Source organism: Methylobacterium sp. M6A4_1b (assembly GCF_053345175.1).
Map to the genome: position 1 here is coordinate 31,334 of NZ_JBKEZQ010000013.1, position 22,845 is coordinate 54,178.

General features: G+C 68.0%; 22 protein-coding genes and 1 riboswitch. Of the genes, 14 read left to right on the forward strand and 8 right to left on the reverse strand.

The window, feature by feature from the left end; translation table 11 throughout:
* Positions 1–15: 15 nt before the first annotated feature.
* From ilvN to ACLBWX_RS14220, 5 genes are all read left to right on the forward strand, one after another.
* Positions 16–558 (forward strand): acetolactate synthase small subunit, encoded by a 543-nt coding sequence (gene ilvN / locus ACLBWX_RS14200; protein WP_056183565.1) that lies wholly within the window; start codon positions 16–18, stop codon positions 556–558.
* Positions 559–805: 247 nt separating this feature from the next.
* Positions 806–1,444, forward strand: coding sequence for a glutathione S-transferase family protein (locus ACLBWX_RS14205; protein WP_447677687.1), 639 nt, complete (start codon positions 806–808; stop codon positions 1,442–1,444).
* Between the two features lie 85 nt (positions 1,445–1,529).
* Complete coding sequence (locus ACLBWX_RS14210) at positions 1,530–2,177, forward strand: TetR/AcrR family transcriptional regulator (RefSeq protein WP_447677688.1); 648 nt, start codon at positions 1,530–1,532, stop codon at positions 2,175–2,177.
* A gap of 25 nt (positions 2,178–2,202) precedes the next feature.
* Positions 2,203–3,222 (forward strand): ketol-acid reductoisomerase, encoded by a 1,020-nt coding sequence (ilvC, locus tag ACLBWX_RS14215; RefSeq protein ID WP_056183570.1) that lies wholly within the window; start codon positions 2,203–2,205, stop codon positions 3,220–3,222.
* Positions 3,223–3,565: 343 nt separating this feature from the next.
* Complete coding sequence (locus tag ACLBWX_RS14220; RefSeq protein ID WP_447677689.1) at positions 3,566–4,219, forward strand: pyridoxamine 5'-phosphate oxidase family protein; 654 nt, start codon at positions 3,566–3,568, stop codon at positions 4,217–4,219.
* 47 nt (positions 4,220–4,266) lie between these two features.
* On the opposite strand, the gene trpS is transcribed toward ACLBWX_RS14220, so the two are convergent.
* Together trpS and ACLBWX_RS14230 are read right to left on the reverse strand one after the other, a co-directional pair.
* Positions 4,267–5,331 (reverse strand): tryptophan--tRNA ligase, encoded by a 1,065-nt coding sequence (gene trpS / locus ACLBWX_RS14225; protein WP_447677690.1) that lies wholly within the window; start codon positions 5,329–5,331, stop codon positions 4,267–4,269.
* 148 nt (positions 5,332–5,479) lie between these two features.
* Complete coding sequence (locus ACLBWX_RS14230) at positions 5,480–6,271, reverse strand: endonuclease III domain-containing protein (protein WP_447677691.1); 792 nt, start codon at positions 6,269–6,271, stop codon at positions 5,480–5,482.
* A 257-nt stretch (positions 6,272–6,528) separates the two neighbouring features.
* Positions 6,529–6,637, forward strand: a riboswitch (glycine riboswitch).
* 51 nt (positions 6,638–6,688) lie between these two features.
* Here ACLBWX_RS14230 and gcvT point away from each other — a divergent pair.
* From gcvT to gcvP, 3 genes are all read left to right on the forward strand, one after another.
* Complete coding sequence (gene gcvT / locus ACLBWX_RS14235; protein ID WP_447677692.1) at positions 6,689–7,819, forward strand: glycine cleavage system aminomethyltransferase GcvT; 1,131 nt, start codon at positions 6,689–6,691, stop codon at positions 7,817–7,819.
* Positions 7,820–7,867: 48 nt separating this feature from the next.
* Positions 7,868–8,230 carry a glycine cleavage system protein GcvH gene (gene gcvH, locus ACLBWX_RS14240; protein ID WP_447677693.1) on the forward strand — a complete coding sequence of 121 codons (363 nt, stop codon included), beginning with the start codon at positions 7,868–7,870 and terminating at the stop codon, positions 8,228–8,230.
* A gap of 309 nt (positions 8,231–8,539) precedes the next feature.
* Positions 8,540–11,386 carry an aminomethyl-transferring glycine dehydrogenase gene (gcvP, locus tag ACLBWX_RS14245; RefSeq protein WP_447677694.1) on the forward strand — a complete coding sequence of 949 codons (2,847 nt, stop codon included), beginning with the start codon at positions 8,540–8,542 and terminating at the stop codon, positions 11,384–11,386.
* A 414-nt stretch (positions 11,387–11,800) separates the two neighbouring features.
* Here gcvP and ACLBWX_RS14250 read toward each other — a convergent pair whose 3' ends face one another.
* Complete coding sequence (locus tag ACLBWX_RS14250) at positions 11,801–12,346, reverse strand: helix-turn-helix domain-containing protein (RefSeq protein ID WP_447677695.1); 546 nt, start codon at positions 12,344–12,346, stop codon at positions 11,801–11,803.
* Between the two features lie 214 nt (positions 12,347–12,560).
* Complete coding sequence (locus tag ACLBWX_RS14255) at positions 12,561–13,562, reverse strand: helix-turn-helix domain-containing protein (RefSeq protein ID WP_447677696.1); 1,002 nt, start codon at positions 13,560–13,562, stop codon at positions 12,561–12,563.
* Positions 13,563–13,877: 315 nt separating this feature from the next.
* On the opposite strand from ACLBWX_RS14255, the gene ACLBWX_RS14260 reads away from it, so the two are divergent.
* Complete coding sequence (locus ACLBWX_RS14260) at positions 13,878–14,390, forward strand: methylated-DNA--[protein]-cysteine S-methyltransferase (RefSeq protein ID WP_447677697.1); 513 nt, start codon at positions 13,878–13,880, stop codon at positions 14,388–14,390.
* 425 nt (positions 14,391–14,815) lie between these two features.
* Here ACLBWX_RS14260 and ACLBWX_RS14265 read toward each other — a convergent pair whose 3' ends face one another.
* On the reverse strand, positions 14,816–15,529 hold the full coding sequence (locus ACLBWX_RS14265) for a GyrI-like domain-containing protein (RefSeq protein ID WP_447677698.1): 714 nt from the start codon (positions 15,527–15,529) through the stop codon (positions 14,816–14,818).
* Between the two features lie 296 nt (positions 15,530–15,825).
* On the opposite strand from ACLBWX_RS14265, the gene dapF reads away from it, so the two are divergent.
* Both dapF and mtaB read left to right on the forward strand, forming a co-directional pair.
* Positions 15,826–16,731: a diaminopimelate epimerase gene (dapF, locus tag ACLBWX_RS14270; RefSeq protein WP_447677699.1), complete on the forward strand. Its 906-nt coding sequence runs from the start codon at positions 15,826–15,828 to the stop codon at positions 16,729–16,731.
* Between the two features lies 1 nt (position 16,732).
* The gene (gene mtaB, locus ACLBWX_RS14275; RefSeq protein ID WP_447677767.1) at positions 16,733–17,977 is read left to right on the forward strand and encodes a tRNA (N(6)-L-threonylcarbamoyladenosine(37)-C(2))-methylthiotransferase MtaB; all 1,245 of its coding nucleotides are present in this window, start codon (positions 16,733–16,735) and stop codon (positions 17,975–17,977) included.
* Positions 17,978–18,006: 29 nt separating this feature from the next.
* Here mtaB and ACLBWX_RS14280 read toward each other — a convergent pair whose 3' ends face one another.
* Entirely contained in the window at positions 18,007–18,720 is a 714-nt protein-coding gene (locus ACLBWX_RS14280; RefSeq protein ID WP_447677700.1) for an RluA family pseudouridine synthase, read from the reverse strand.
* 41 nt (positions 18,721–18,761) lie between these two features.
* Between ACLBWX_RS14280 and ftsY the strand changes: the two genes are divergently transcribed.
* The 3 genes from ftsY (at position 18,762) to ACLBWX_RS14295 (ending at position 22,019) form a co-directional block, all read left to right on the forward strand.
* Positions 18,762–20,216 (forward strand): signal recognition particle-docking protein FtsY, encoded by a 1,455-nt coding sequence (ftsY, locus tag ACLBWX_RS14285; protein ID WP_447677701.1) that lies wholly within the window; start codon positions 18,762–18,764, stop codon positions 20,214–20,216.
* 68 nt (positions 20,217–20,284) lie between these two features.
* Entirely contained in the window at positions 20,285–20,908 is a 624-nt protein-coding gene (locus ACLBWX_RS14290; RefSeq protein WP_447677702.1) for a septation protein A, read from the forward strand.
* A gap of 394 nt (positions 20,909–21,302) precedes the next feature.
* Entirely contained in the window at positions 21,303–22,019 is a 717-nt protein-coding gene (locus ACLBWX_RS14295) for a Crp/Fnr family transcriptional regulator (RefSeq protein WP_447677703.1), read from the forward strand.
* A 12-nt stretch (positions 22,020–22,031) separates the two neighbouring features.
* Here the strand turns inward: ACLBWX_RS14295 and ACLBWX_RS14300 are convergent, their stop codons facing one another.
* Together ACLBWX_RS14300 and ccmD are read right to left on the reverse strand one after the other, a co-directional pair.
* Positions 22,032–22,640, reverse strand: coding sequence for a DsbE family thiol:disulfide interchange protein (locus ACLBWX_RS14300; protein ID WP_447677704.1), 609 nt, complete (start codon positions 22,638–22,640; stop codon positions 22,032–22,034).
* Entirely contained in the window at positions 22,637–22,801 is a 165-nt protein-coding gene (gene ccmD / locus ACLBWX_RS14305) for a heme exporter protein CcmD (protein WP_447677705.1), read from the reverse strand. Before ccmD ends, ACLBWX_RS14300 begins: the two co-directional genes overlap by 4 nt.
* Positions 22,802–22,845: the final 44 nt, after the last annotated feature.

Here is a 22,845-nt window from a genome sequence, read left to right on the forward strand (position 1 = left end):
GGTCCGGGGCACGCCATGAACGCCATGAACACGCACTATCCCGATGCCGGCCGGGTCGAGCCGATCAACCGGCACACCCTGGCCGTCATCGTCGACAACGAGCCCGGCGTGCTCGCCCGGATCTCGGGCATGTTCTCGGGACGGGGCTACAACATCGAGAGCCTGACGGTGTCGGAGACCGAGGTGGCGCGCCATCTCTCCCGCATCACCATCGTCACCGCCGGCACCGACGCGGTGATCCAGCAGATCAAGGCACAGCTCGACCGCCTCGTGCCCGTGCACCGGGTCGTCGATCTCACCCTCCAGGGCAAGGCCCTCGAGCGCGAGCTCTGCTTGGTCAAGGTGGCGGGCACGGGCGAACACCGCACCGAATCCCTCACCCTCGCGGCCGCCTTCGGTGCCAAGACCCTGGACGCGACCCTGAACTCCTTCGTGTTCGAGGTCACCGGCACGACCGAGGAGATCGACCGCTTCATCGGCCTGATGACGGTGATCGGCCTCGTGGAGATCTCGCGCACCGGTATCGCCGCGATGGGGCGCGGCGCCGAGCCGATGTAGGTTCGGCGCGCCGGCGCACAATGCGCCTTCCTTCCGGCGGAAGATCGAGCGTCGGGGGCTAGGCCGACGCGATCCGGGCACGCGTTCGTTCACCGGATTTCCGGCGGGATCGGAGCGACGTGCGGCGTCAGGATCGAGCCGGCGCCCGGCGGGCGCGCGCTCCGCACGATGGGTCATGGGCCGGGCGGGATGCTGGCGAGCGTCCGGCGCAGGCTCGACGCCGATTGAAGCGGCTTGGAAGGATGCCATGACAACCCTCTACTACGCCCCCGGCGCCTGCTCGCTCGCCGCCCACATCGCCCTTGAGGAGACCGGCACGCCCTACGAGACGGTGCGGCTCGACCTTGCCAGGGGCGATCAGCGCGCGGCCGAATACTTGGCCGTCAACGAACGCGGCCGCGTGCCGGCTTTGGTGGAAGGAGAGTGGGTTCTCACGGAGAACACCGCGATCCTGCGCCACATCGCCCGCACGCATCCCGGAGCCGGCCTCTGGCCGGAAGCGCCGCGCGACCAGGCCCGGGTGGACGAGTGGCTCGGATGGCTCTCCACCGGCCACCACATCGCCTACGCGCATATCCGCCGGGCCGAGCGCTACACGAATGACGAATCTGCTTTCCCGGGCATCCAGGCCAAGGGGGCGGAAAGCTGCGGCGACCTGTTCACGATGACCGAAGTCAAGCTTTCCAACGGCGGCTGGGCCGTCGGCGATGCCTACAGCGTCGCCGATCCCTACCTGTTGCTGTTCTGGATCTGGGGCCGCGGCCCGGCCCTCGGCTTCGACATGGCCGAGCGCTTCCCCGCTTGGACTGCGCATGCCCGCGCCATGGCCGCGCGACCCGCCGTACAGACGGTCTTCGCCCGCGAAGGCCTCAAACTGCCCGGATGAGGTCTGGCGAGGCCCCCTTGCCCGCGTGGCCGAATCGGCTTAGGAAGCTGCGTACCGTACGTTACGGTACTGGCACATCGGAAGCATGTCCTCGAGTTCGGCTCACCCAGGCGAGACGGTGCACGACGCGCCCTCGGCCCGCCAGCAGGCGGTGCTCGATGCCGTGCTCGCTCTCCTCGTCGAGAAAGGCGACCAACTCACCATGGATGCGGTGGCGCGCCGCGCGAGCTGCTCGAAGGAAACCCTCTACAAGTGGTTCGGGGACCGGGACGGTCTCCTCACCGCCACGGTGCGCTGGCAGGCCTCGCGCGTCCATGCGGGGCGCGACGCCGGGAGCGCCCTCGACGCGGCCACCCTGCGCAACCGCCTGCTCGACTTCGCGGTGACCTGGCTCGACGTCATCGCGGGCCGCACCTCGGTGGTCCTCAACCGCATCGCCATCGCGCATGCCGGCTCGCGCAAGAGCAACCTCGGTGGCATCGTGCTGGCGAACGGGCGGCTCGCGATCGGGGGGCGGGTCAAGCCCGTGCTCGAGGCGGGACGCGCGGCCGGGTTCCTGGCCTTCGAGGACAGCGAAACGGCCTTCCGGACCTTCCTGGGTCTGGTCGGGCGCGACATCCAGATCAGACTTCTTCTCGGCGACGCCCTCGACCTCGACGTCGCCGAGATCCGATGCGACGCGGCCCGCGCCGTCGACCAGTTCCTGGCCCTCTACGGCCAGGCCCGACCCTGACACCCACGAAAAGAGGAACCAACCCATGCGGGTCTATTACGATCGCGACGCCGACCTCAACCTGATCAAGGGCAAGAAGGTCGTCATCGTCGGCTACGGCAGCCAGGGCCATGCCCACGCGCTGAATCTCCGCGATTCGGGCGTCAAGGGCATCGTCATCGCGCTCCGCGAGGGCTCGGCCACTGCCAAGAAGGCGGAGCACGAGGGCTTCACGGTGATGAACGTCGCAGACGCCGCCAAGCAGGCCGACGTCGTCATGATGCTCACCCCCGACGAACTCCAGGGCGACATCTACAAGGAGTCGCTGGAGCCGAACATGAAGCAGGGCGCCGCCCTCCTGTTCGCCCACGGCCTCAACGTGCACTTCAACCTGATCGAGCCCCGCAAGGACCTCGACGTGCTCATGGTCGCCCCGAAGGGTCCCGGCCACACCGTGCGCGGCGAATACCTCAAGGGCGGCGGCGTTCCGACCCTGATCGCCATCGCGCAGGACGCCTCGGGCAACGCCCACGATCTCGGCCTCTCCTACGCCTCGGCCAATGGCGGCGGCCGCGCCGGCATCATCGAGACCACCTTCAAGGAAGAGTGCGAGACCGACCTGTTCGGCGAGCAGGCCGTGCTCTGCGGCGGCCTCGTCGAGCTGATCAAGGCCGGCTTCGAGACCCTGGTCGAGGGTGGCTACGCCCCCGAGATGGCCTATTTCGAGTGCCTCCACGAGGTGAAGCTCATCGTCGACCTCATCTACGAGGGCGGCATCGCCAACATGAACTACTCGATCTCCAACACCGCCGAGTACGGCGAGTACGTCACGGGTCCCCGCATCGTCACGCCCGAGACGAAGGCCGAGATGAAGCGCGTCCTCAACGACATCCAGTCGGGCAAGTTCACCCGCGATTGGATGCTGGAGAACAAGGTCGGCCAGACCTCGTTCAAGGCCACCCGCGCCAAGCTCGCCGCCCACCCGATCGAGGAGGTCGGCGCCAAGCTGCGCGGCATGATGCCGTGGATCTCCGAGAAGGCCCTGGTCGACAAGGCCAAGAACTGATCGGCGCCAAGAACTGATCGGCATTTCGAGGCCGGCTTCGCTCGGCCTCGGAGGACGAAAAACCCTCCCTCGCAACAGCCCTCGGGCTTGCCCGAGATCTGCCTCTAAGTGCTCGAGTCGGGCAGGCCCGACTTGAGGTGGGGGAGGGTGCCTGCGGAGCAGGCGGGAGAGGGAGCGACCTCTCCGGGACAGCGCGCTCCCCTCATCCGACCCGCTGACGCGGATCACCTTCTCCCGCAGGAAGGAGAAGGACGCGCGCCGCTGTTGTGATTCTCAGGAAATCCCGGCAATCCTCCCCGCAACGGCCGCCCATCTGAGAGCAGCCGAAACCCGGAGGACACCCATGGCATCCCTCTACTACGACGCGCATCGCGCGCTCCAGGAAGAGTTCAAGACCGTCAAGCTCGCCGAGCGCCTGGATACCGGCTGGGTGCAGGACAGGATCGGCGAGACCGAAGCCGCCTTCATCGGCAGCCGGGACATGTTCTTCCTCTCGACCGTCGACCCCGATGGCATGCCCACCGTCTCCTACAAGGGCGGCAGCCCCGGCTTCGTGAAGGTGATCGACGGCAACACCCTCGTGTTCCCCGGCTTCGACGGCAACGGCATGTGGTACTCGATGGGCAACATCGAGGGCCAGTCCAAGGTCGGCCTGCTGTTCATCGACTTCGAGACCCCGCACCGGGTCCGCGTCCAGGGCCATGCCCGGATGCTGCGCGACGATCCCCTGATGGCCGAATACACGGAAGCCAAGTACCTCGTCCGCGTCGAGGTCACGAAGGCCTGGGTCAACTGCCCGCGCTACATCCACAAGTACCAGAAGGTGTCGCAGAACCGATACGTCCCGACTCCCGAGAAGCAGACGCCGCTCGCCCTCTGGAAGCGCCTCGACATGGTCGCGGACGTCATCCCCGAGGAGGACAAGGCCCGCGTGGCGAAGGAGGGTAGGATCGAGCTGCCCGAGTACGAGGCTCGGGTGGCGCGCGGCGAGAGCTGAAAACAGCGAGACCGCCCTCTCTCGCTGGGAGAAGAGGGCGGGCCGCCTCAAACGCTCCGCAGCCGCGTCCGCCGAACGAAGCCCACGATGTCCTTGACGGCATCCAGGGTCGGGGCCGCGATGGCTTCGGCGCGCTCGGCGCCGTCGGCGAGCACCGCGTCGATCTCGGCCGGGTCGGCCACGAGGCGCTTCATCTCGGCGCCCAGCGGCGCCAGGGTCTCCACCGCGAGTTCCACGAGCGCGCCCTTGAAGGCCGAGAACTGGGCACCGCCGTAATCGCGCAGCACGTCCTCGCGCGCGACGTCCTTCAGGGCCGCGAAGATGCCCACGAGGTTGTCGGCCTCGGGGCGACCGGCGAGCCCGGCCACCTCGGAGGGGAGGGCGTCCGGGTCTGTCTTGGCTTTCCGCACCTTCGCTGCGATAGCATCGGCGTCGTCCGTGAGGTTGATGCGCGAATTGTCGGAGGCGTCCGATTTCGACATCTTCTTGGTGCCGTCGCGCAGGCTCATGACGCGAGCGGCCGGCCCGCCGATCAGCGGCTCGGTGACGGGGAAGAAGCCCGCACCCGCGTCGTGTCCATGGGCGGCGATCGATCCGGCGAAGTCGTTATTGAACTTCTGGGCGATGTCGCGGGTCAGTTCCAGGTGCTGCTTCTGGTCCTCGCCCACGGGAACGTGGGTGGCACGGTAGGCGAGGATGTCGGCCGCCATCAGCACGGGATAGTCGTAGAGACCGATCGAGGCGTTCTCCCGGTCCTTGCCGGCCTTGTCCTTGAACTGGGTCATGCGGTTGAGCCAGCCCAGCCGTGCCACGCAGTTGAAGATCCAGGCGAGTTCGGCGTGCTGGGGCACTTGGCTCTGGTTGAAGACGATCGATCGCTTCGGGTCGATGCCGGCCGCGAGGAAGGCGGCGGTGACCTCGCGGATCTGGCCCTTGAGCGCGGCCGGGTCCTGCCACAGGGTGATCGCGTGAAGGTCGACGACGCAGTACAGGCACTGCGCATCGCGTGCCTGCATCTCGACGAAACGCTTGATGGCGCCGAGATAATTGCCGAGATGCAGGTTCCCGGTCGGCTGTACGCCCGAGAACACCAGTTCCTTGAACGCGGTCATCGCGGCGGGGTCCTCGTGCGGATTGGGAGTGGCGGCGACCGGCAAGGCCGGCAGGGCCGCGCGCCGGTTTCTGGACGCCGCGCCGGAGCCGGTCAAGACTGATCGGTCCAGGCGATCCGATCACGGGGTGCCGCTCATACCCGCCCCATTACGGCTCCCTGAGCGCTCCACCCCCGCCCATGCGCGCCTGTCCCTCGGGGCAGAGGTCGAGGAGCACGCAGCGGCCGCAGGCAGGATTGCGGTGGTGGCAGACCTCCTGCCCGTGCAGCATCAGCACTTCGTGGTTGTCGTAGAGGGCCTGCGCGCTCCAGTCGGCGGGCAGTTGCGCCCGCAGGATCGGGTGCGCCGGCCCGACATCGACGCGGGGTCCGATGAGTCCCGTGCGCTGGGCCACCCGGTGGTGGTGGCTGTCCACCGGCAGAGCCGGCATCCGGAGGATGCTGAACGAGAGCACCGCCGCGCTGGTCTTCGGACCGACACCGGGAATCGCCTCGAGCCAGGCCCGTGCCTCCTCCACCGCCATGTCCTTCAGGAAGTCGAGGGTGAGTGCGCCGTGACGGGCCTGCACGGCGAAAAGGATCGCCTGGAGCCTTGGTGCCTTCAGTTCGGGCCAGGTCACCCCGGCGATCGTCGCCTCGATCTCGGAGACGGGCGCGGCCAGCATCAGCGCCCAATCGGGGTAGCGCGCCCGCAGAGCCTTGAAGGCGCGGCCGGATTCGGCGTTGCGGGTCCGATGGGAGAGGAGCGAGGAAACGAGTTCGCTCAACGGATCCAGACTGTGGAAGTACGGGATCGGGCAGCCGTAGACCAGACAGAGGCGCATGTGGATCGCCAGCGCCTTGTCGCTCAGGGCCGGGTCGACCGCAGCCGCTGCGGGCTTTGCGGAGCGGGTCCGGCGGGGGCGGGGGCCGGCGAGGTCGTGCCCTGATGGGATCGGCATGCTGGGTGAATCCAGCCCGAGTCTGCGTGGTTCCCGACGTCAATTCCGGACCATGCCCGGGCTGACGGATCCGGCGAAGCGTAACGTGCAAACCCGGCAGAGCGCCTTGCATGATGCAGTGCAATGTGAAACCCTGACTCGGTCATCAAAGACGATACGGGAGAGCCCAGGTCGAGCGTTTCACAGATAGAAGCCTTCGAACCATGGCGCCGACGGAGCAACCACCCCCGGAAACTCTCAGGCACAATCACCGTACCGTTGGACAATCTGGAGAGAGGCGCCTGACGGCGTCCACCGAAGGAGAAATCCCGAACCGCAACTGCGGTTGGGGAGAAGCTCTCAGGTAACCGCGACAGATGGGGGCAGCCGGAAACGCTCATTCGAGCTTCCGGAGGCTTTGTGTCGTGGAGAGATCCGATGTCCCTCGCTGTGGCCCGCACACCCCTGCATGCCCTGCACTTGCGCCATGGCGGCCGGATGGTTCCGTTCGCGGGCTATGCCATGCCGGTGCAGTACCCGGCGGGCCTGCTCAAGGAGCACCTGCACACGCGGGCCCAGGCCGGCCTCTTCGACGTGTCGCATATGGGCCAGATCCGGCTGGTCCCACGCTCGGGAGACATTGAGGACGCCGCGCGTGCCCTGGAGGCCCTTCTTCCCATCGACGTGCTCGGCCTGCAGCCGGGCCGACAGCGCTACGGACTCCTGCTCGACACGTCCGGCGGCATCCGCGACGATCTGATGGTCGCCCATTGCGGCGACAGCCTGTTCCTCGTGGTCAACGCGGCCAACAAGGTGGCCGACGAGGCCTATCTCCGAGCGCACCTATCGGACGTCTGCGAGGTGACCGTGCTGGCCCGTGCCCTCGTCGCCCTGCAAGGGCCGGGTGCGGAGGGAGCCCTGGCCCGGCTGGCGCCGGAGGTGGCCGAGATGCGCTTCATGGACGTGCGGATGCTCGGCCTCCTCGGCACATCCGCCATCGTCAGTCGCTCCGGCTATACCGGCGAGGACGGCTTCGAGATCTCCGTACCCGAGGACAGGGCCGAGGCCCTGGCCGAAGCGCTGCTGTCCGATCCGGCCGTGCTGCCGATCGGGCTCGGCGCCCGCGACTCTCTGCGCCTCGAAGCCGGATTGTGCCTGCACGGCAACGACATCGATCCCGGCACCGACCCGGTGGAGGCCGGCTTGTCCTGGGCCATTCCGAAGGTGCGCCGGCGCGGCGGGACCCGGGCCGGTGGCTTTCCCGGCGCCGCGCGTATCCTCGACGCCCTGGAGGCCGGACCGGCCCGCAGGCGCGTCGGCCTGGCGCCCGAAGGACCCACGCCCGTACGGGCAGGCGCGCCGCTCTTCGCCGACGAGACCGGCGCGGCGGTCGGCCAAGTGACCTCCGGCGGCTTCGGGCCGAGCCTGCAGGCCCCGATCGCCATGGGCTACCTGCCGGCCGCGCTGGCCGCCCCCGGCACCCGCGTCTTCGCCGAGGTGCGCGGCAAGCGCCTCGCCGTCGCGGTGGCGCGCCTTCCCTTCGTGCCGGCGGGCTTCAAGCGCGTCTGATCCGGCCCGTTCCATCACCCCGGCCTTGCCATCAACCAGGAGAGAGCGATGCGGAAGTTCACGGACGAGCACGAGTGGCTGGACTGCGTCGGCGACGTCGCCACGGTGGGCATCACCACCCATGCCGCCGAGCAGCTCGGAGATCTCGTCTTCATCGAACTGCCGAAGGTCGGCGCGAAGCTGACCAAGGGCGAGGCCGCGGCCGTCGTCGAATCGGTGAAGGCGGCCTCCGACGTCTACGCCCCGGTCTCGGGCGAGGTGACCGAGGTCAACGAGGCGGCGGTGGCCGACCCGTCCAGCGTCGGCGCCGACCCGCAGGGTGCCGGCTGGCTCTACCGCATCCGCCTCGACGATCCGGCCAGCCTCGACGGGCTGATGGACGAGGCCGCCTACGCCGAGTTCGCCAAGTAGTCGTCGCCAAGTAACCCTCGCCGAGCAGCCCTCGCCGAGTAGCGCCGCGCCGACGTGGGACGACGACCGCCTCACAGGGCACGCCGTCATTCCGGGTCGCCGCAGGTGAGCCCGGAATCCGGAACCGCCGACGGCGCCGCAGTCCGTGCACCACCGGCGGTTCCGGACCCTGGGCTCCGCTGCGCGGCCCCAGGATGACGCGGTGCTTCGAGCAGGTACCAGACACGCCCTACGCCCCCTGCGCTCCCTCTCGCAGAGACCGGTGAGAGCCTCGGCGCAGTCCATACACTTCACCTTCCGAGGCCACACATGACGACCGATCGCTACGACCCCTACGACTTCGCCAACCGCCGCCACATCGGACCGACGACGCAGGAAATCGACGCGATGCTGGGCATCGTGGGCGCCGAGAGTCTGCACACCCTGATGGACGAGACCCTGCCGGCCGACATCCGCCAGGAGGAGCGCCTCGATTTCGGGGTCGCCATGACCGAGCGACGGGTGATCGAGCACATGCGCGGCATCGCCGACCGGAACCGGCTGCTCGTCTCGCTGATCGGCCAGGGCTACCACGGCACCACCATGCCGCCGGTGATCCAGCGCAACATCTTCGAGAACCCGGCCTGGTACACCGCGTACTCGCCTTACCAGCCCGAGATCAGCCAGGGGCGCCTCGAAGCGCTCCTGAACTTCCAGACCCTGGTCTGCGACCTCACCGGCCTCGACATCGCCAACGCCTCGCTCCTCGACGAGGCCACCGCCGCCGCGGAAGCCATGGGCATGGCCCATCGGATCTCCGCCAATGGCAAGACGACCTTCTTCGTCGATGCCGAGTGCCTGCCCCAGACCATCGCGGTGCTGCGCACCCGCGCCGCGCCGCTGGGCTGGACCATCGCGGTCGGCGATCCGGCCAGCGACCTCGACCCCGCCCAGGTCTTCGGCGCGATCTTCCAGTATCCCGGCGTCTGCGGCGGCATCCGCGATCTGACCCGGCCCATCGCCGATCTGCACGCGGCCGGTGCGGTCGCGGTCGTGGCAGCCGACCCCCTGGCCCTGACGCTCCTAACCTCTCCGGGCGAGATGGGTGCCGACATCGCCGTCGGCTCGATGCAGCGCTACGGCGTGCCGATGGGCTATGGCGGCCCGCACGCGGCCTACATGGCCACCCGCGACGCGCACAAGCGCACCCTGCCGGGGCGTCTCGTCGGGGTCTCGGTGGATGCCCGCGGCAACCGCGCCTACCGCCTGGCGCTCCAGACCCGCGAGCAGCACATCCGCCGCGAGAAGGCGACGTCGAACATCTGCACCGCGCAGGTGCTGCTCGCCGTCATCGCCGGCATGTATGCGGTGTTCCACGGCCCGCGCGGGCTCAAGGCCATCGCCGCCCGGGTCCACCGCGACGCCGTGCGCCTCGCCGGCGGCTTGGAAGCCCTCGGCTTCACGGTGGAGCCGGAGCACTTCTTCGACACGATCACCGTGCGGGTCGGCGCCTTCCAGGGCCTGATCCTCGGACAGGCGGTGGCCAACGGCGTCAACCTGCGGAAAGTCGGCGAGGACCGCATCGGCATCACGGTGGACGAGCGCACCCGTCCCGACATCCTCCAGGCCGTCTGGCGCGCCTTCGGGGCCACGGACCCGGCCTATGACGAGGCCTGGCCCGAGACCCGCCTGCCCGCCGGACTGGTGCGGATCTCGCCCTACCTGACCCACCCGATCTTCCACATGAACCGCGCCGAGAGCGAGATGACGCGCTACATGCGCCGCCTCGCCGACCGGGACCTGGCCCTGGACCGGGCGATGATCCCCCTCGGCTCCTGCACGATGAAGCTCAATGCCACCGCCGAGATGCTGCCGATCTCGTGGCCGGAATTCGCCGAGATCCACCCCTTCGTGCCGGTCGATCAGGCGGAAGGGTATCAGGCCCTCATCGGCGACCTGTCCGAGAAGCTGTGCGCCATCACCGGCTACGCCGCGATCTCGATGCAGCCGAATTCCGGCGCGCAGGGGGAATACGCGGGGCTGCTGGCCATCCGCGCCTACCACCTGTCGCGGGGCGACACGCACCGGACCGTCTGCCTGATCCCGTCCTCGGCCCACGGCACCAACCCGGCCTCGGCGCAGATGTGCGGCATGAGCGTGGTTGTCGTCGGCGCCGACGCGCAGGGCAACGTCGATCTCGACGATTTCCGTCGGAAGGCCGAGCAGCATTCCGAAAAGCTCGCCGCGTGCATGATCACCTACCCGTCGACCCACGGGGTGTTCGAGGTCCAGGTCCGCGCGATCTGCGACATCGTCCACGGCCATGGCGGGCAGGTCTACCTCGACGGGGCCAACCTCAACGCCCTGGTGGGCCTGGCGCGGCCCGGCGACATCGGCGCCGATGTCAGCCACCTCAACCTGCACAAGACCTTCTGCATCCCGCATGGCGGCGGAGGCCCCGGCATGGGTCCGATCGGCGTCAAGGCGCATCTGATCCCGTTCCTGCCCTCCGACCCGCGCAACGGGGAAGAGGGGGCGGTCTCGGCCGCGCCCTACGGCTCGGCCTCGATCCTGCCGATCTCGTGGAGCTACTGCCTGCTCATGGGCGGGCGCGGCCTGACCCAGGCGACCCGCATCGCCATCCTCAACGCCAACTACATCGCGGCCCGCCTGAAGGGCGCCTATCCGGTGCTGTATTCCGGCGCCAACGGCCGGGTGGCGCACGAGTGCATCATCGACGTGCGGCCCTTCCAGAAAAGCGCCGGCGTGAGCGTCGACGATATCGCCAAGCGCCTGATCGATTGTGGCTTCCACCCGCCGACCATGTCCTGGCCGGTGGCCGGCACCCTGATGATCGAACCCACCGAATCCGAGACCAAGGGCGAGATCGACCGCTTCTGCGACGCCATGCTGGCGATCCGCGAGGAGATTCGCGCCATCGAGGAGGGCCGGATGGACAAGGCGAACAACCCCCTCAAGCACGCGCCGCACACGGTGCGCGATCTCGTCGGGACCTGGGAACGCCCCTATTCGCGCGAGGCGGCGTGCTTCCCCTCGGGAAGCCTCGGGATGGACAAGTACTGGCCCCCGATCAACCGGGTCGACAACGCCTATGGCGACCGCAACCTCGTCTGCGCCTGCCCGCCCGTCGAGTCCTACAGTGAGGCGGCAGAGTAGCGCCCGTCCGTCGAACGCTCCCGTCCCACCCGGGGCGGGAGCGCCGACCCGGGCTAGACCCGGTCGGGCAGCGTGATGGTTACCATCTTCCCGGTCAGAGGATCAAAGATCGTCACTGTCATGACAGCCTCCGCTGAAACAGCCGAGCGTCGAACCTTCCGCTCGAATGTGGCTGGAACTTGACCTTACGGTCATCCACAAGCATCGAGCCTGTTGATCGCCGGGGAAGACATTCCATTCCCGCAGCGAAACACGCCTCCCGCACACCGGCCTCGAAGGTCAGGAAACACGCGAATGCGCGGACCGCGCGACATCGCCACCAGCGACCGAGACTTTCCGAGCCGGGAGCGGAGGCCCACGACGCTGCGGGTGCCGGCGACGACTGCGCGGCCAAGGCCAGGCCGGGCGACCGAATTATCCGGCGCGGCGCGGGGACGTGGAGCCTTGTAACTGCGGGAGCTCGGCGACGCCGGGAGCGGCCGGGATGACCTTGGCCACCGCAATGGTACCGTCATCGAGGGTGAGAAAGCGGATGCCGCCCATTCGGAACGTCTCGACCACGAGCCGGTAGCTCCGCCGAGTCACGTCCTGCGGTTCCACTTCGACGCGCTTGATCGTCGAGATGGACAGACCGCTCTTCGAGGCCAGATCGGACATCGACCAGTTGAGCAACGCACGCGCCGCTCGCAGATGGTCTGCCGTCAGCCCGTCGGCCTCGATGTCGGCATCGCCCTCCGTCAGCACCACGTTCGGCCTGCCGAGCTTCTCGCAGAGCGTCGAGAACACGACCTCTCCGAGGCGCTTCTGCAGTTCGTCCTCGAGACCCGCAACCACGTCGACGGTCGGCGGTCGAAGGCCGATCGCGCCAGTCGGGGCGTCCTTGGCATAGGCCGGCGGCGCGACGCGTTCGCGCCGGTTCAGGTTCTCGAGCCAAGAAAGCGTGGGTTCAGTATACGGCATGGGGCGACACGGGCGGTTCGACCATCGACGGAGAGTTCACAACGCACACCATAGAATCTGGCAGCAAATACAACCGCGATAGCGGCAACACGTCGTAACGTCACCAGCATCGCTCCGATTTTATAGTAGAGACTGTCATAGTAAATGTCAAATTTTCGCAATATCGACACGAACTTGCGCAATCTTGACAAGCAAGACTGTGCCGTCGGTCGGATCAAGCCGGGCGATTGTTGTTCCGGCGCGTCTCGGTGGGTGTGCGGCCGTAGAGGCGGCGATACCTTTGAGCGAAGTCGCCCATGTGGACGAAACCCCAGTGGCGCGCGACATCGGCGATGGACAGGGGCTCCCCGGTGGACGAGACCAGATCCGCATGGGCCCGCGCCAGGCGCCGTTCGATGATGAACTGAACCGGCGTGCATCCGATCTCCCGCCGGAACTTGTCCTGGAGCGAGCGGACGCTGATCTCGGCGGCCGCCGCGATCTCGGCCAAGGTCAGAGCCTGCGACAGGTTCGCCTCGATGTAATCCAGCGCCGCCCGGAGACTGCGGGAGGAAATGTCCTTGGCACTGGACGGGGCAGATGCAACGCGCCTCGGCCAAGCCGACAGCAGCTGGTAGCTCAGGATCTCCTGGATAAGGGGAAAGATCAGGTCGTCGTGCCGGTCGGCTCCCTCGATTCGATGCTGGGCCTGCCGCAGCGTGAGGAACAGGGACCGTATGCCGGGTGCCGCCACATCGACGACGGGGGCGAGTTGGGCCAGATCGGGCTCGCTGCCGCCCGTGAGGGCGGCCTGGGCAGCCGCCAGGACATCGACTCCGAAGGTTCCGCCGACCGCACTGAAGGCGCTCGAGGCCTGGGTCTCGCGCAGATCGTCGAAATTGACGAGCGTCGCATGCGTCGGCATCCCTTCGATCTCGCCGCTCCGGCGCCGATAGACGATGTGCCCGGTCGTCACGAACCTGATCGAGAGCAGGCGTGCATTGTATTTCGGCTTGGTCACGAACCCGCTGGCTGAGTGCGTCCGCCACAGGCTCAAGGGTTCGCCGTAGAAGCCGGTGATCATGATTTCGGGCGTGGTCGAGCGCTGCGTGTCGAAATTGACCGCGATGCCGCCGTGATCGTTGAATTGCTGAAGCTGGCGCGGCGAGGTGATCGTCGCGGTGAAATGTCTCCGGGGAAGCGAGACGATCGGCTCGGAATGCGGATCACCCGCCATCGTGCTCACCTGAAATCCTGTCGATCGCCGAGATGTCGCACGGCACATTCATGTCAGGACGAGGAATCAAGACTTGCCGACACGTAAGGACAGCTCCTCCTACACACGCAAGCTATTTTCCTACGGTAAGTGGCCGATTCGCGGCCATTCTATCGCCCGCACCTAGGGAGCACCCGGGCGACATGCAAACTCTAGGTTGGTTTTTCTTCTTTTAGTTGGAGACGCAGGACGAAATTCAGACCTGTCGCCCGATAGCGCTTCGCAGCCGGCCGACATGCCCGTCGCGGGTGACGGGTTTGACCGATAGGGCGGCCCATGCCGAGACGACGCTACACGATCCTTCCGACCCCGATCGGTCCGCTGGTCCTCGCCGGCGCGGACGGGGCGCTGGCCTGCATCGGCTTTCGCAGTGGCCGGAGAGCGGTGACCCCGGCTCCGGACTGGCAGCGCGACGACGGTGCCTTCGCGCAAGCCCGCGTCCAGCTGGGTGCCTATTTCGACGGATGCCTCACCCGCTTCGACCTCGCCCTCGCACCACGAGGGACGCCGTTCCAGCACACGGTTTGGCAGGCACTCGCCGAGATCCCACCGGGCAAGACGATCAACTACGGCGAACTCGCCCGCCGGATCGGGCGCCCGAGCGCCAGCCGGGCCGTCGGTGCGGCCAACGGTGCCAACCCACTGCCCATCGTGGTGCCGTGCCACAGAGTCATCGGCGCCGGCGGAGCCCTGACAGGTTTCGCCGGCGGCCTCGAGACGAAGCGCTTCCTGCTGGAACTGGAACGGGGCCGGCGTACCGAGCGATCCCCGCAGGCCAGTCTGTTTTGAGGGAGCCGCCGCAGCCCAGTGCCCCTTCGGTGCGCGGCAAAACGATCTCCTTCCTATCGCTTTCGCCAGCATCTTCGCACCACCGGACTTCAGGTCAGGTCCGTAAAGCTAAGCCAGCGTGCAGGTCCTGCCTCCAAAGCCTCCGGCGGATGGCCTGCAGAACGGGGGGGCCAGCGGTCTCGAGGCCTATTCCGACGATTCGCTGAAGATGGAGATCCACTTCGACGGCTCTCGGCCGATCAAGAACTTCGTGGATCGCCTGCCAGATCTGCCCTCCAGGCAGTCGCCGCCCGACCTGAGGCGCGCGGGATGGAGCCCGATCGTCGTCGGCCATGACGACCGCTCCTTCGATGGGCGGGCCCGCGTGATCCAGCTCAAAAGCGGGAGGCGGCGCGGCTCCGCCCCGAACGCGGTCCGGCCGGCCGCTATTTCGGCAGGGCGTAGATGTTCACGTCGAGCTTCTCGTCGGCCTTGTCGTTCAGGTCGGTGACGTATTCCTCGATGAACCGGTCCTGCACCACGATGTCCTTGGCGTCGAGATAGGCCGTCAGGGTCTCGTAGGTGCCGTCGATCTCGTCGTAGGAGCCCTTGTGCGGGAAGCGCAGGGCGCGTCCGCTCGGTGTGGAGCCGAAGCGCAGACCGTCGGCCTCCGCGGGCTTAGGGTCTGGTATCGCGGCGATCGGGATCATCGCATCGTACTGGAAGCCATCGTCGTCCGTCTTGGCGAAGACCGCGATCGGACGCCCCACCGCCTGGATGCCGGCCTTGGCCAGGTCCGCCTCGATGCGCTGGAAGGCCGCCTTGAGGCTCGGCACCGCCTCCTCCCACTTCGTCCGCCCGGCGAGGATCGCCGCCGGCTTGGCGGGCAACGAGACCTCGTCGACGTCGTTGGCGTCGCCGGGCGTCGCCACCAGGGTCTGGCGCGGGCCGGCCGTCGGCGTCGCAGAGGGGGCCGCGCCGGCCTGGGCCGGCACCGGGATGTCCGCCGTGCCGGGCGACTTCGGATCGGGATTGGTGGTGGTCGGCAGCGGGTCGGCCGCGGCCGGCGGCGTCACCGGCTGAGCCGGAGCCGGGCTCGCGGCCCAGGCAACCGAGAGAGCGAGGCCCCCGGCGAGCAACTTCAAGCGTGGGCGGGTCAAGGCGGTGGCTCCGGATCGGCGCGGGGCAGGGCGAATCGCATGCCTCCGGGCTCGTGCCAGGAAACTAGGCCCGATGCTCCCGCCCGGCGAGACGTCCCGGGTGTCGCGCCGCACGAAGCCGGCGGGGCGCGGCGCTTCTGCAACGCAGCCGCGCCACTGGAGGCCCGTGCGTGCGCTGTCGCTTTGGCCTATAGCCCCGCGGGAGGCCTCGGCCTCACGGAAGGCCTTGGCCCCGATGGGGACCGGAGCCCCACGCGATCGAACACCCCGGACGCAAGGCACAGAGACGAGGCGGCATGAGCGAACTTGCCCATCGGCGGTTCCTGAAGATGCACGGAGCCGGCAACCAGATCGTGGTCCTGGACCTGCGCGGGACACAGACGCAGGTGACGGCCGGGGAGGCGCGCGCCATCGCGGCCTATCCGCGTGCGTCGTTCGATCAGCTCATGGTGATCCACGATGCCCGCACAGCCGGCACCGATGCGTTCCTGCGGATCTACAACACCGACGGTTCGGAAGCCGGGGCCTGCGGCAACGGCACGCGCTGCGTCGCCTATGCGATGCTCGACGATCCCGCCATGGCGCGGCCCGCCGAGAGCGGCCGGCTGCTTCTCGAGACCCGGGGGGGCCTCGTGGGCGTCAAGCGCGTCGCAGAGCGTTCCTTCACCGTCGACATGGGTCGGCCGAAGCTGGCCTGGACCGACATTCCCCTGGCCGAGCCGTTCCAGGACACCCGCCGGATCGAGCTTCAGATCGGCCCGATCGACGATCCGGTTCTGCATTCGCCCGGCGTCGTCAACATGGGTAATCCGCACGCGGTGTTCTTCGTGGACCGCGATCCCGACACCTACGACCTCGCCCGCATCGGCCCGATGCTGGAGAACCACCCGATCTTCCCGGACCGTGCCAACATCTCGGTCGCCCAGGTCGTCGGGCCGGACCGGATCAAGCTGCGGGTCTGGGAACGTGGGGCCGGACTGACGCTGGCCTGCGGCACCGCCGCCTGCGCCACGGTGGTGGCCGCCGCGCGCCTGCGCATGATCGGCCGCGGCGCGACCGTCGGCCTTCCGGGCGGCGACCTCGTCATCGAGTGGCGCGCCGACGACCACGTGCTGATGACCGGCCCGGTGGCCCTGGAATGGGACGGCAGCCTGCCCCCCGGGATCTTCGCCGCCGAGGATCCGGACGGGGATGCTGCCTGAGATGGCGGTCGAGACCCTGACCTTCGGCTGCCGCCTCAACACCGTCGAGTCCGAGGTGATGCGTGGGCACGCGGAGTCGGGCGCCGCCTCCGCGGACCTCGTCATCGTCAACACCTGCGCGGTGACCACGGAGGCCGGGCGCCAAGCCCGCAAGGCCATCCGCAAGCTCGCCCGCGCACGGCCCGGCGCAGAGGTCGTGGTCACCGGCTGCGGCGCCCAGGTGGAGACCGACGCCTACGCGGCGATGCCGGAGGTCGCGCGCCTCGTCGGCAACGACGCGAAGGGCCGGGCCGAGACCTGGTCACTGCCGGTCCGGCCGGATATGCGAACCAGTGTCGACGACATCATGGCGGTGCGTCGTGCGAGCCCGACCCGGATCGCCGGCATCGCCGGACAGACCCGCGCCTTCGTGCCCGTCCAGAACGGCTGCGACCATCGCTGCACGTTCTGCGTCATCCCGTTCGGCCGCGGAAATTCACGTTCCGTGCCTGTGGCGGATGTGGTCGACCAGGTCGCCCGCATCGTCGAGGCCGGCGGGTGCGAGGTGGTGCTCACGGGCGTCGACCTGACCGCCTATGGGCGCGACCTCGACGCGTCTCCGAGCCTGGGATTTCTGATACGGACCATCCTCGCGCGGGTCCCCGGGCTTGCCCGGCTACGCCTCTCCTCCATCGATTCCATCGAGGCCGACGCGGCGCTGATGGAGGCGATCGCGCACGAAGCGCGGCTGATGCCGCACTTTCACCTCTCCCTCCAGGCTGGCGACGATCTCATCCTGAAGCGGATGAAGCGACGGCACGCCCGCGCCGACGCGATCGAATTCTGCAACAGAGTCAGGATCTTGCGCCCCGATGCCGTCTTCGGGGCCGACCTCATCGCAGGCTTCCCCACGGAGACCGAGACGCAGTTCGCCCGCTCCCTCGACCTCGTCGCCGAATGCGGCCTGACCCATCTCCACGTCTTCCCGTACTCCGCCCGCCCCGGCACGCCCGCCGCCCGGATGCCGCCCGTGCCCGGCGACGTCGTCCGAGCCCGTGCCGCCCGCCTCCGTGCCGCCGGCGACGCCGCCCTGACGACGTACCTCGCCAGCGAAGTGGGCCGCACGCGCCGAGTCCTGACCGAGCGGGGCGGCCTCGGCCGCACGGAAGCCTTCACGCCGGTCCGGCTCCCCTCCGGAACGTCGCCAGGGATTCTCACCGACGTGACGATCACGGGGCATGACGGCAGGATGCTGATCGCCGCCTGAGCGCCCGCCGAAAGGCGGCCCGATCTCCCTCAGGACGGTCCAGAGGGCTCGGCTCCGCAGGCCGCCAAGCCTGCCCGCATGTGTGCGGGTACAGGTGCCTCGACCCGGATCGGTGGCTTCTTCGGGTAGAGCGGCACGCTGAGGGCGCGGGCATGCAGTTGCAGACCGGGCCCTCCGCTGCGGGGCGCAGTACCGTAGATGGAGTCGCCGAGAATCGGGAATCCCATCGTGGCGCAATGGACCCGCAGTTGGTGGGTCCGGCCGGTGACCGGCGAGAGGGCGAGCCAAGTCAGGCCGCCGCCGCGTCCAAGGACCGTGAAGCGGGTCAGCGCAGGGTCGCCGGCCGGATCGGCCTTCATCCACCAGGAGCGCGGATCGTCGGAGCGCCGCGCCAGCGCCAGGTCGATCGCGCCGGCTTGCTCTTCGGGGCCGCCTTCCACCAAGGCCCAGTAGGTCTTTTCCACCGTACCGCTGGCGGCGAAAAGCCTGTTGAGGCGCGCGAGCGCCTTGGCGTGGCGTCCGAGGGCGAGGCAGCCGGAGGTGTCGCGATCGAGGCGGTGGGCGGCCTCCGGCCGACGGGGCAACCCGAAGCGCAGGGCGTCGAGGTGATCGGTGAGGGTTTCGCCACCCTTGGGGCCGGGATGCACGGGCAAACCGGCCGGCTTGTCGATGACGAGCACTAGGGCATCGCGGTAGAGGAGGCGCGCGCCTATGTCTGTTACGAGGGCATCGGCTGGGGGCATACCCTCGCGCTAACCATGCCGGGTCCGGGGAGCAAGCGGGAATGAGCGAAGACAAGAGGCCGGGCTGGCTGCTGCGCAAGATGTTCGGCACCAAGGAGGAGGAGCGGCCCGCGCCGGTACCGGTGCAGCCGCCGGACCCGAAGCCGGTCGAGACACAGGTTCCTGCGCCTGCAGCGCAGTCCGAGCCGCTCGTCGCCCCGATCGCGCCCCCGCCGGACTCCCCAGCCTCGTTCTCCGAAGGCCAGCCGGACTTTGCCACCGCCGCCACGGACGTCTCCCACGTACCGCCTCCGCCCGGCGAGCCTGCCACGGGCACGCCCGACAAGAACGCAGTGCCCGACGAACTCGAAGGGGCCGACCTCCAGCCCGTGGAGGGAGCCGAAGAGCGTCCGCCCGCCGGCACCGCCGGCGACGACCCAAATCGAGGCGCCGAGGCCGCCGGCACGACGAGCGAGGCATTCGCTCCCGTGCCTGCCGTCGCCCCCGAGGCGGGGCCCATGCCAGTATCCGAGCCCGACGAGGTCTCGACACAGATCTTCATGCCCGAGCCCGACGCGGCGGGCGAGGAGCCCAAGCGTGGCTGGTGGAGCCGCCTCACGGGAGGCATGAAGCGCACCTCCACGGCGCTGACCGAGAGGGTCACCGGCCTGTTCACCAAGCGCAAGCTTGACGCCGATACCCTGGAGGAACTGGAGGACGCCCTGATCCAGGCCGATTTCGGCATTGAGACCGCGACGCGGATCTCCGAGGCCGTGGGCAAGGGTCGCTACGAGAAGGGCATCTCGCCGGATGCCGTGCGCGAGATCCTGGCGACGGAGGTGGAGCGTGCGCTCACACCCGTGGCGATCCCCTTCCGCATCGATGCCACGAAGAAGCCCTTCGTGATCCTGATGATCGGTGTCAACGGGGCCGGCAAGACCACCACCATCGGTAAACTCGCACTCAAACTCAAAGCGGAGGGGCACTCGCTGATGCTGGCGGCAGGCGATACCTTTCGGGCGGCAGCGATCGAGCAGCTCAAGGTCTGGGGCCAGCGCACGCAGACGCCGGTGATCGCCCGGGCGCAGGGGTCGGACGCGGCGGGACTCGCCTTCGACGCCTACGAGGCGGCGAAAACCCAGGGCACCGACGTGCTCCTCATCGACACCGCCGGGCGGCTCCAGAACAAGGCCGGGCTGATGGCGGAGTTGGAGAAAATTCTGCGGGTGATCCGCAAGATCGATGCGCAGGCACCCCACGCCGTGATCCTCGTTCTCGACGCCACCGTGGGTCAGAACGCGCTGAGCCAAGTCGAGCTGTTCTCGAAGGCCGCAAACGTGACCGGCCTCGTCATGACCAAGCTCGACGGCACGGCGCGCGGCGGCATCCTGGTGGCACTGGCGGCCAAGTTCGGTCTGCCGGTTCACTTCATCGGGGTGGGCGAGGGGGTGGAGGACCTGGAGCCCTTCGAGGCCCGCGACTTCGCCCGCGCCATCGCGGGCCTGGACGCCGGCTGAGCCGGCACTCGCCACTGAAACGCCTTGTCGCGGCGGGTCGTCGCCCGCAATCTCCTAAGATGGACATCATGCAGATCGAAGCCGTTCCCCCGCACCGCCACCTTCCACCCCTCCTCAAGCTCGTCCTCGAGCTCGGGCCGCTGATGGTCTTCTTCTTCGGGAACGCCTACGCGGAGCGCCTCGGTGTGCATCCCGACCAGAAGCTGTTCGTGGCCACCGGTATCTTCATCGCCGCCACCGTGGTGGCACTCGGCATCCACTACGCACTGATGCGGCGCCTCCCCATCATGCCTCTGGTGTCCGGCGTGGTGGTCGTGGTGTTCGGTGGCCTCACCCTGGCGCTCCAGGACAAGACCTTCATCATGATGAAGCCCACCATCGTGAACACACTGTTCGGCCTGGTGCTGCTGGGCGGCCTCGCCTTCGGCAAGTCTCTGCTCTCGGTGGTGCTCGACTCGATGTTCGCCCTCACGGAAGACGGCTGGCGCAAGCTCACCTTTCGCTGGGGCGTGTTTTTCCTGGTGCTGGCAGCCATCAACGAGGTGGTGTGGCGCACCCAGACGGAGGATTTCTGGGTCAGCTTCAAGGTCTTCGGCATCATGCCACTGACCATTGCGTTCGCGCTGGCTCAGACGCCGCTCCTGATGCGCCATGAGCGCAAGGAGCCGGATGCGGGCGTGGGTCCAGCCTGAGGATATCCGGTCGGGTGCCGCTCCTCAGACGTCCTGAAGAAGGCGAGCGTATTCGGCCTCCGGAGCACCGTAGGACGCACCGGCGATCACCAGGAGCACGGCACGATCGCGGATCCCGATCCGAAAACCTCCGGCGGTCCAGACCTTTGGGACAGCCGCACTTTTGAAGTCACGGATCAATCCGGAAAGATGCTGCTCGAAATCGGGTTTTCATCGTCCGGTAGCGTGCTGGGCGAAGCACCATCAGACGAAGCGCGGCCATGCGAATTGTACGACATAGTACAAATGGCATCCTATGCGGTTTATTAGAACCTGGATCCGGCTATGAGAGACGTTCGTCCCCTATCCGAGCAGCAAAACGTTTAAAGGCTGCTCTAACGAGCCACCACGTTTCATGCCGGTGCCGTCCCAGCGCTACGTTCGAAACCACCTCCTCAGTATCCTTAGCCCCGATGATTATGCGGCGATCCACGCCGCATCGGAGGGCGTGGCAATGGGACGCCGGGACATCCTGATCGCTGCCAACAAGCCGATCACGCACGTCTATTTTCTGGAGTCAGGAATCGCTTCGGAGATTGCCGCTACACCAGAGGGGCGTCGCATCGAGGTGTGCATCACCGGGCCGGAGGGCATGGTCGGGGTCCCGCTTCTGCTCGACGTCGACCGGACGCCGCACGAGACATTCGTGCAGATCGAGGGGGACACCTGGCGGATTGAAGCCGCAGCCTTTCTGCGCCTCATCGAGGACCGACGGAACCTGCGTCGGCTCCTTGCTCACTATGCTTACGTGGCCCATCTCCAGACCGCAGGAACCGCCCTCTCCAATGGCAGCCACACCCTGGAGGAACGCCTCGCTCGCTGGCTGTTGATGTGCCACGACCGAGTGGACGGGGATGAATTTCCGGTCACTCACGAGTTCCTCTCGACGATGCTCGGTGTACGCCGACCCGGCGTGACGACAGCGATCCACAGCCTCGAGGGGGCCGGCATGATCAAAGCCAGACGCTCGCACGTGCAGGTGCTCGACCGGACCAAGCTGAAGGTCGCGGCCGGCGACAGCTATGGTGTGCCCGAGACCGAGTACCGCCGACTGATCCGGTCGGGGCGCTGAACACCCGGCGGGTCAGCGGGACGGAGGCGGCGCTCCGATGGAGCGGATCCGATCGAGCACGCCCGGATAGCTCTCCGGCGTGAGGATGCCCACGAGTTTGTCGCGGATGGTACCATCCGGTCCGATGATGAAGGTCTCGGGGACGCCGTAGACGCCGAAATCGATTCCGGTTCGCCCCTCCGAATCCATGCCAACCGCCTGGAAAGGAACGCCGTTCCGGGTCAGGAAGCGGCGCCCGTTCTCCGGGGTATCCTTGTAGTCGATGCCCACCAAGCGGATGCCGGGCTCGCGCGCCAGACGCATGAGCTGCGGGTGCTCGATCTGGCAGGGCGCGCACCACGAAGCCCAGAAATTGACCACCGTGACCTGTCCCAGGAGATCGGCGCGCGACAGGCCGGGGACGGGTGATCCGCCAGGGGCAAGACCCGGCATGCCGGGAAGGGTGAAGGCGGGCGCCGGCTTGCCGATCAGCGCTGAGGGAATGGCGGCTGGATCGGCGCCGGAGCGCAGCCGCAGGAAGAAGATGCCGGCGAGGACCGCGAAGGTGATGAGGGGCAGGATCACCAGGAGGGAGCGTCGGGCCGGCTCCGGAGCCTTTACGGCGGGCTCAGGCGCGCTCACGACCGGGCCCCCGCACCATCCTTTAACTCGCCCTGAAGGCGCTCCAGGGCCCGTTTCTGGGCTCGGTGATCGCGCAAGCCGTGGACGACCAATCCGGCGATCACCAGAGTGGCGAAGGCGTAGGCGCCCAGGATGTAGCCGGCATGTTGGCCGAGATTCATGGTCGGGACCACATTAACGAGGGTTCGAAGACGCGCAACTTTCG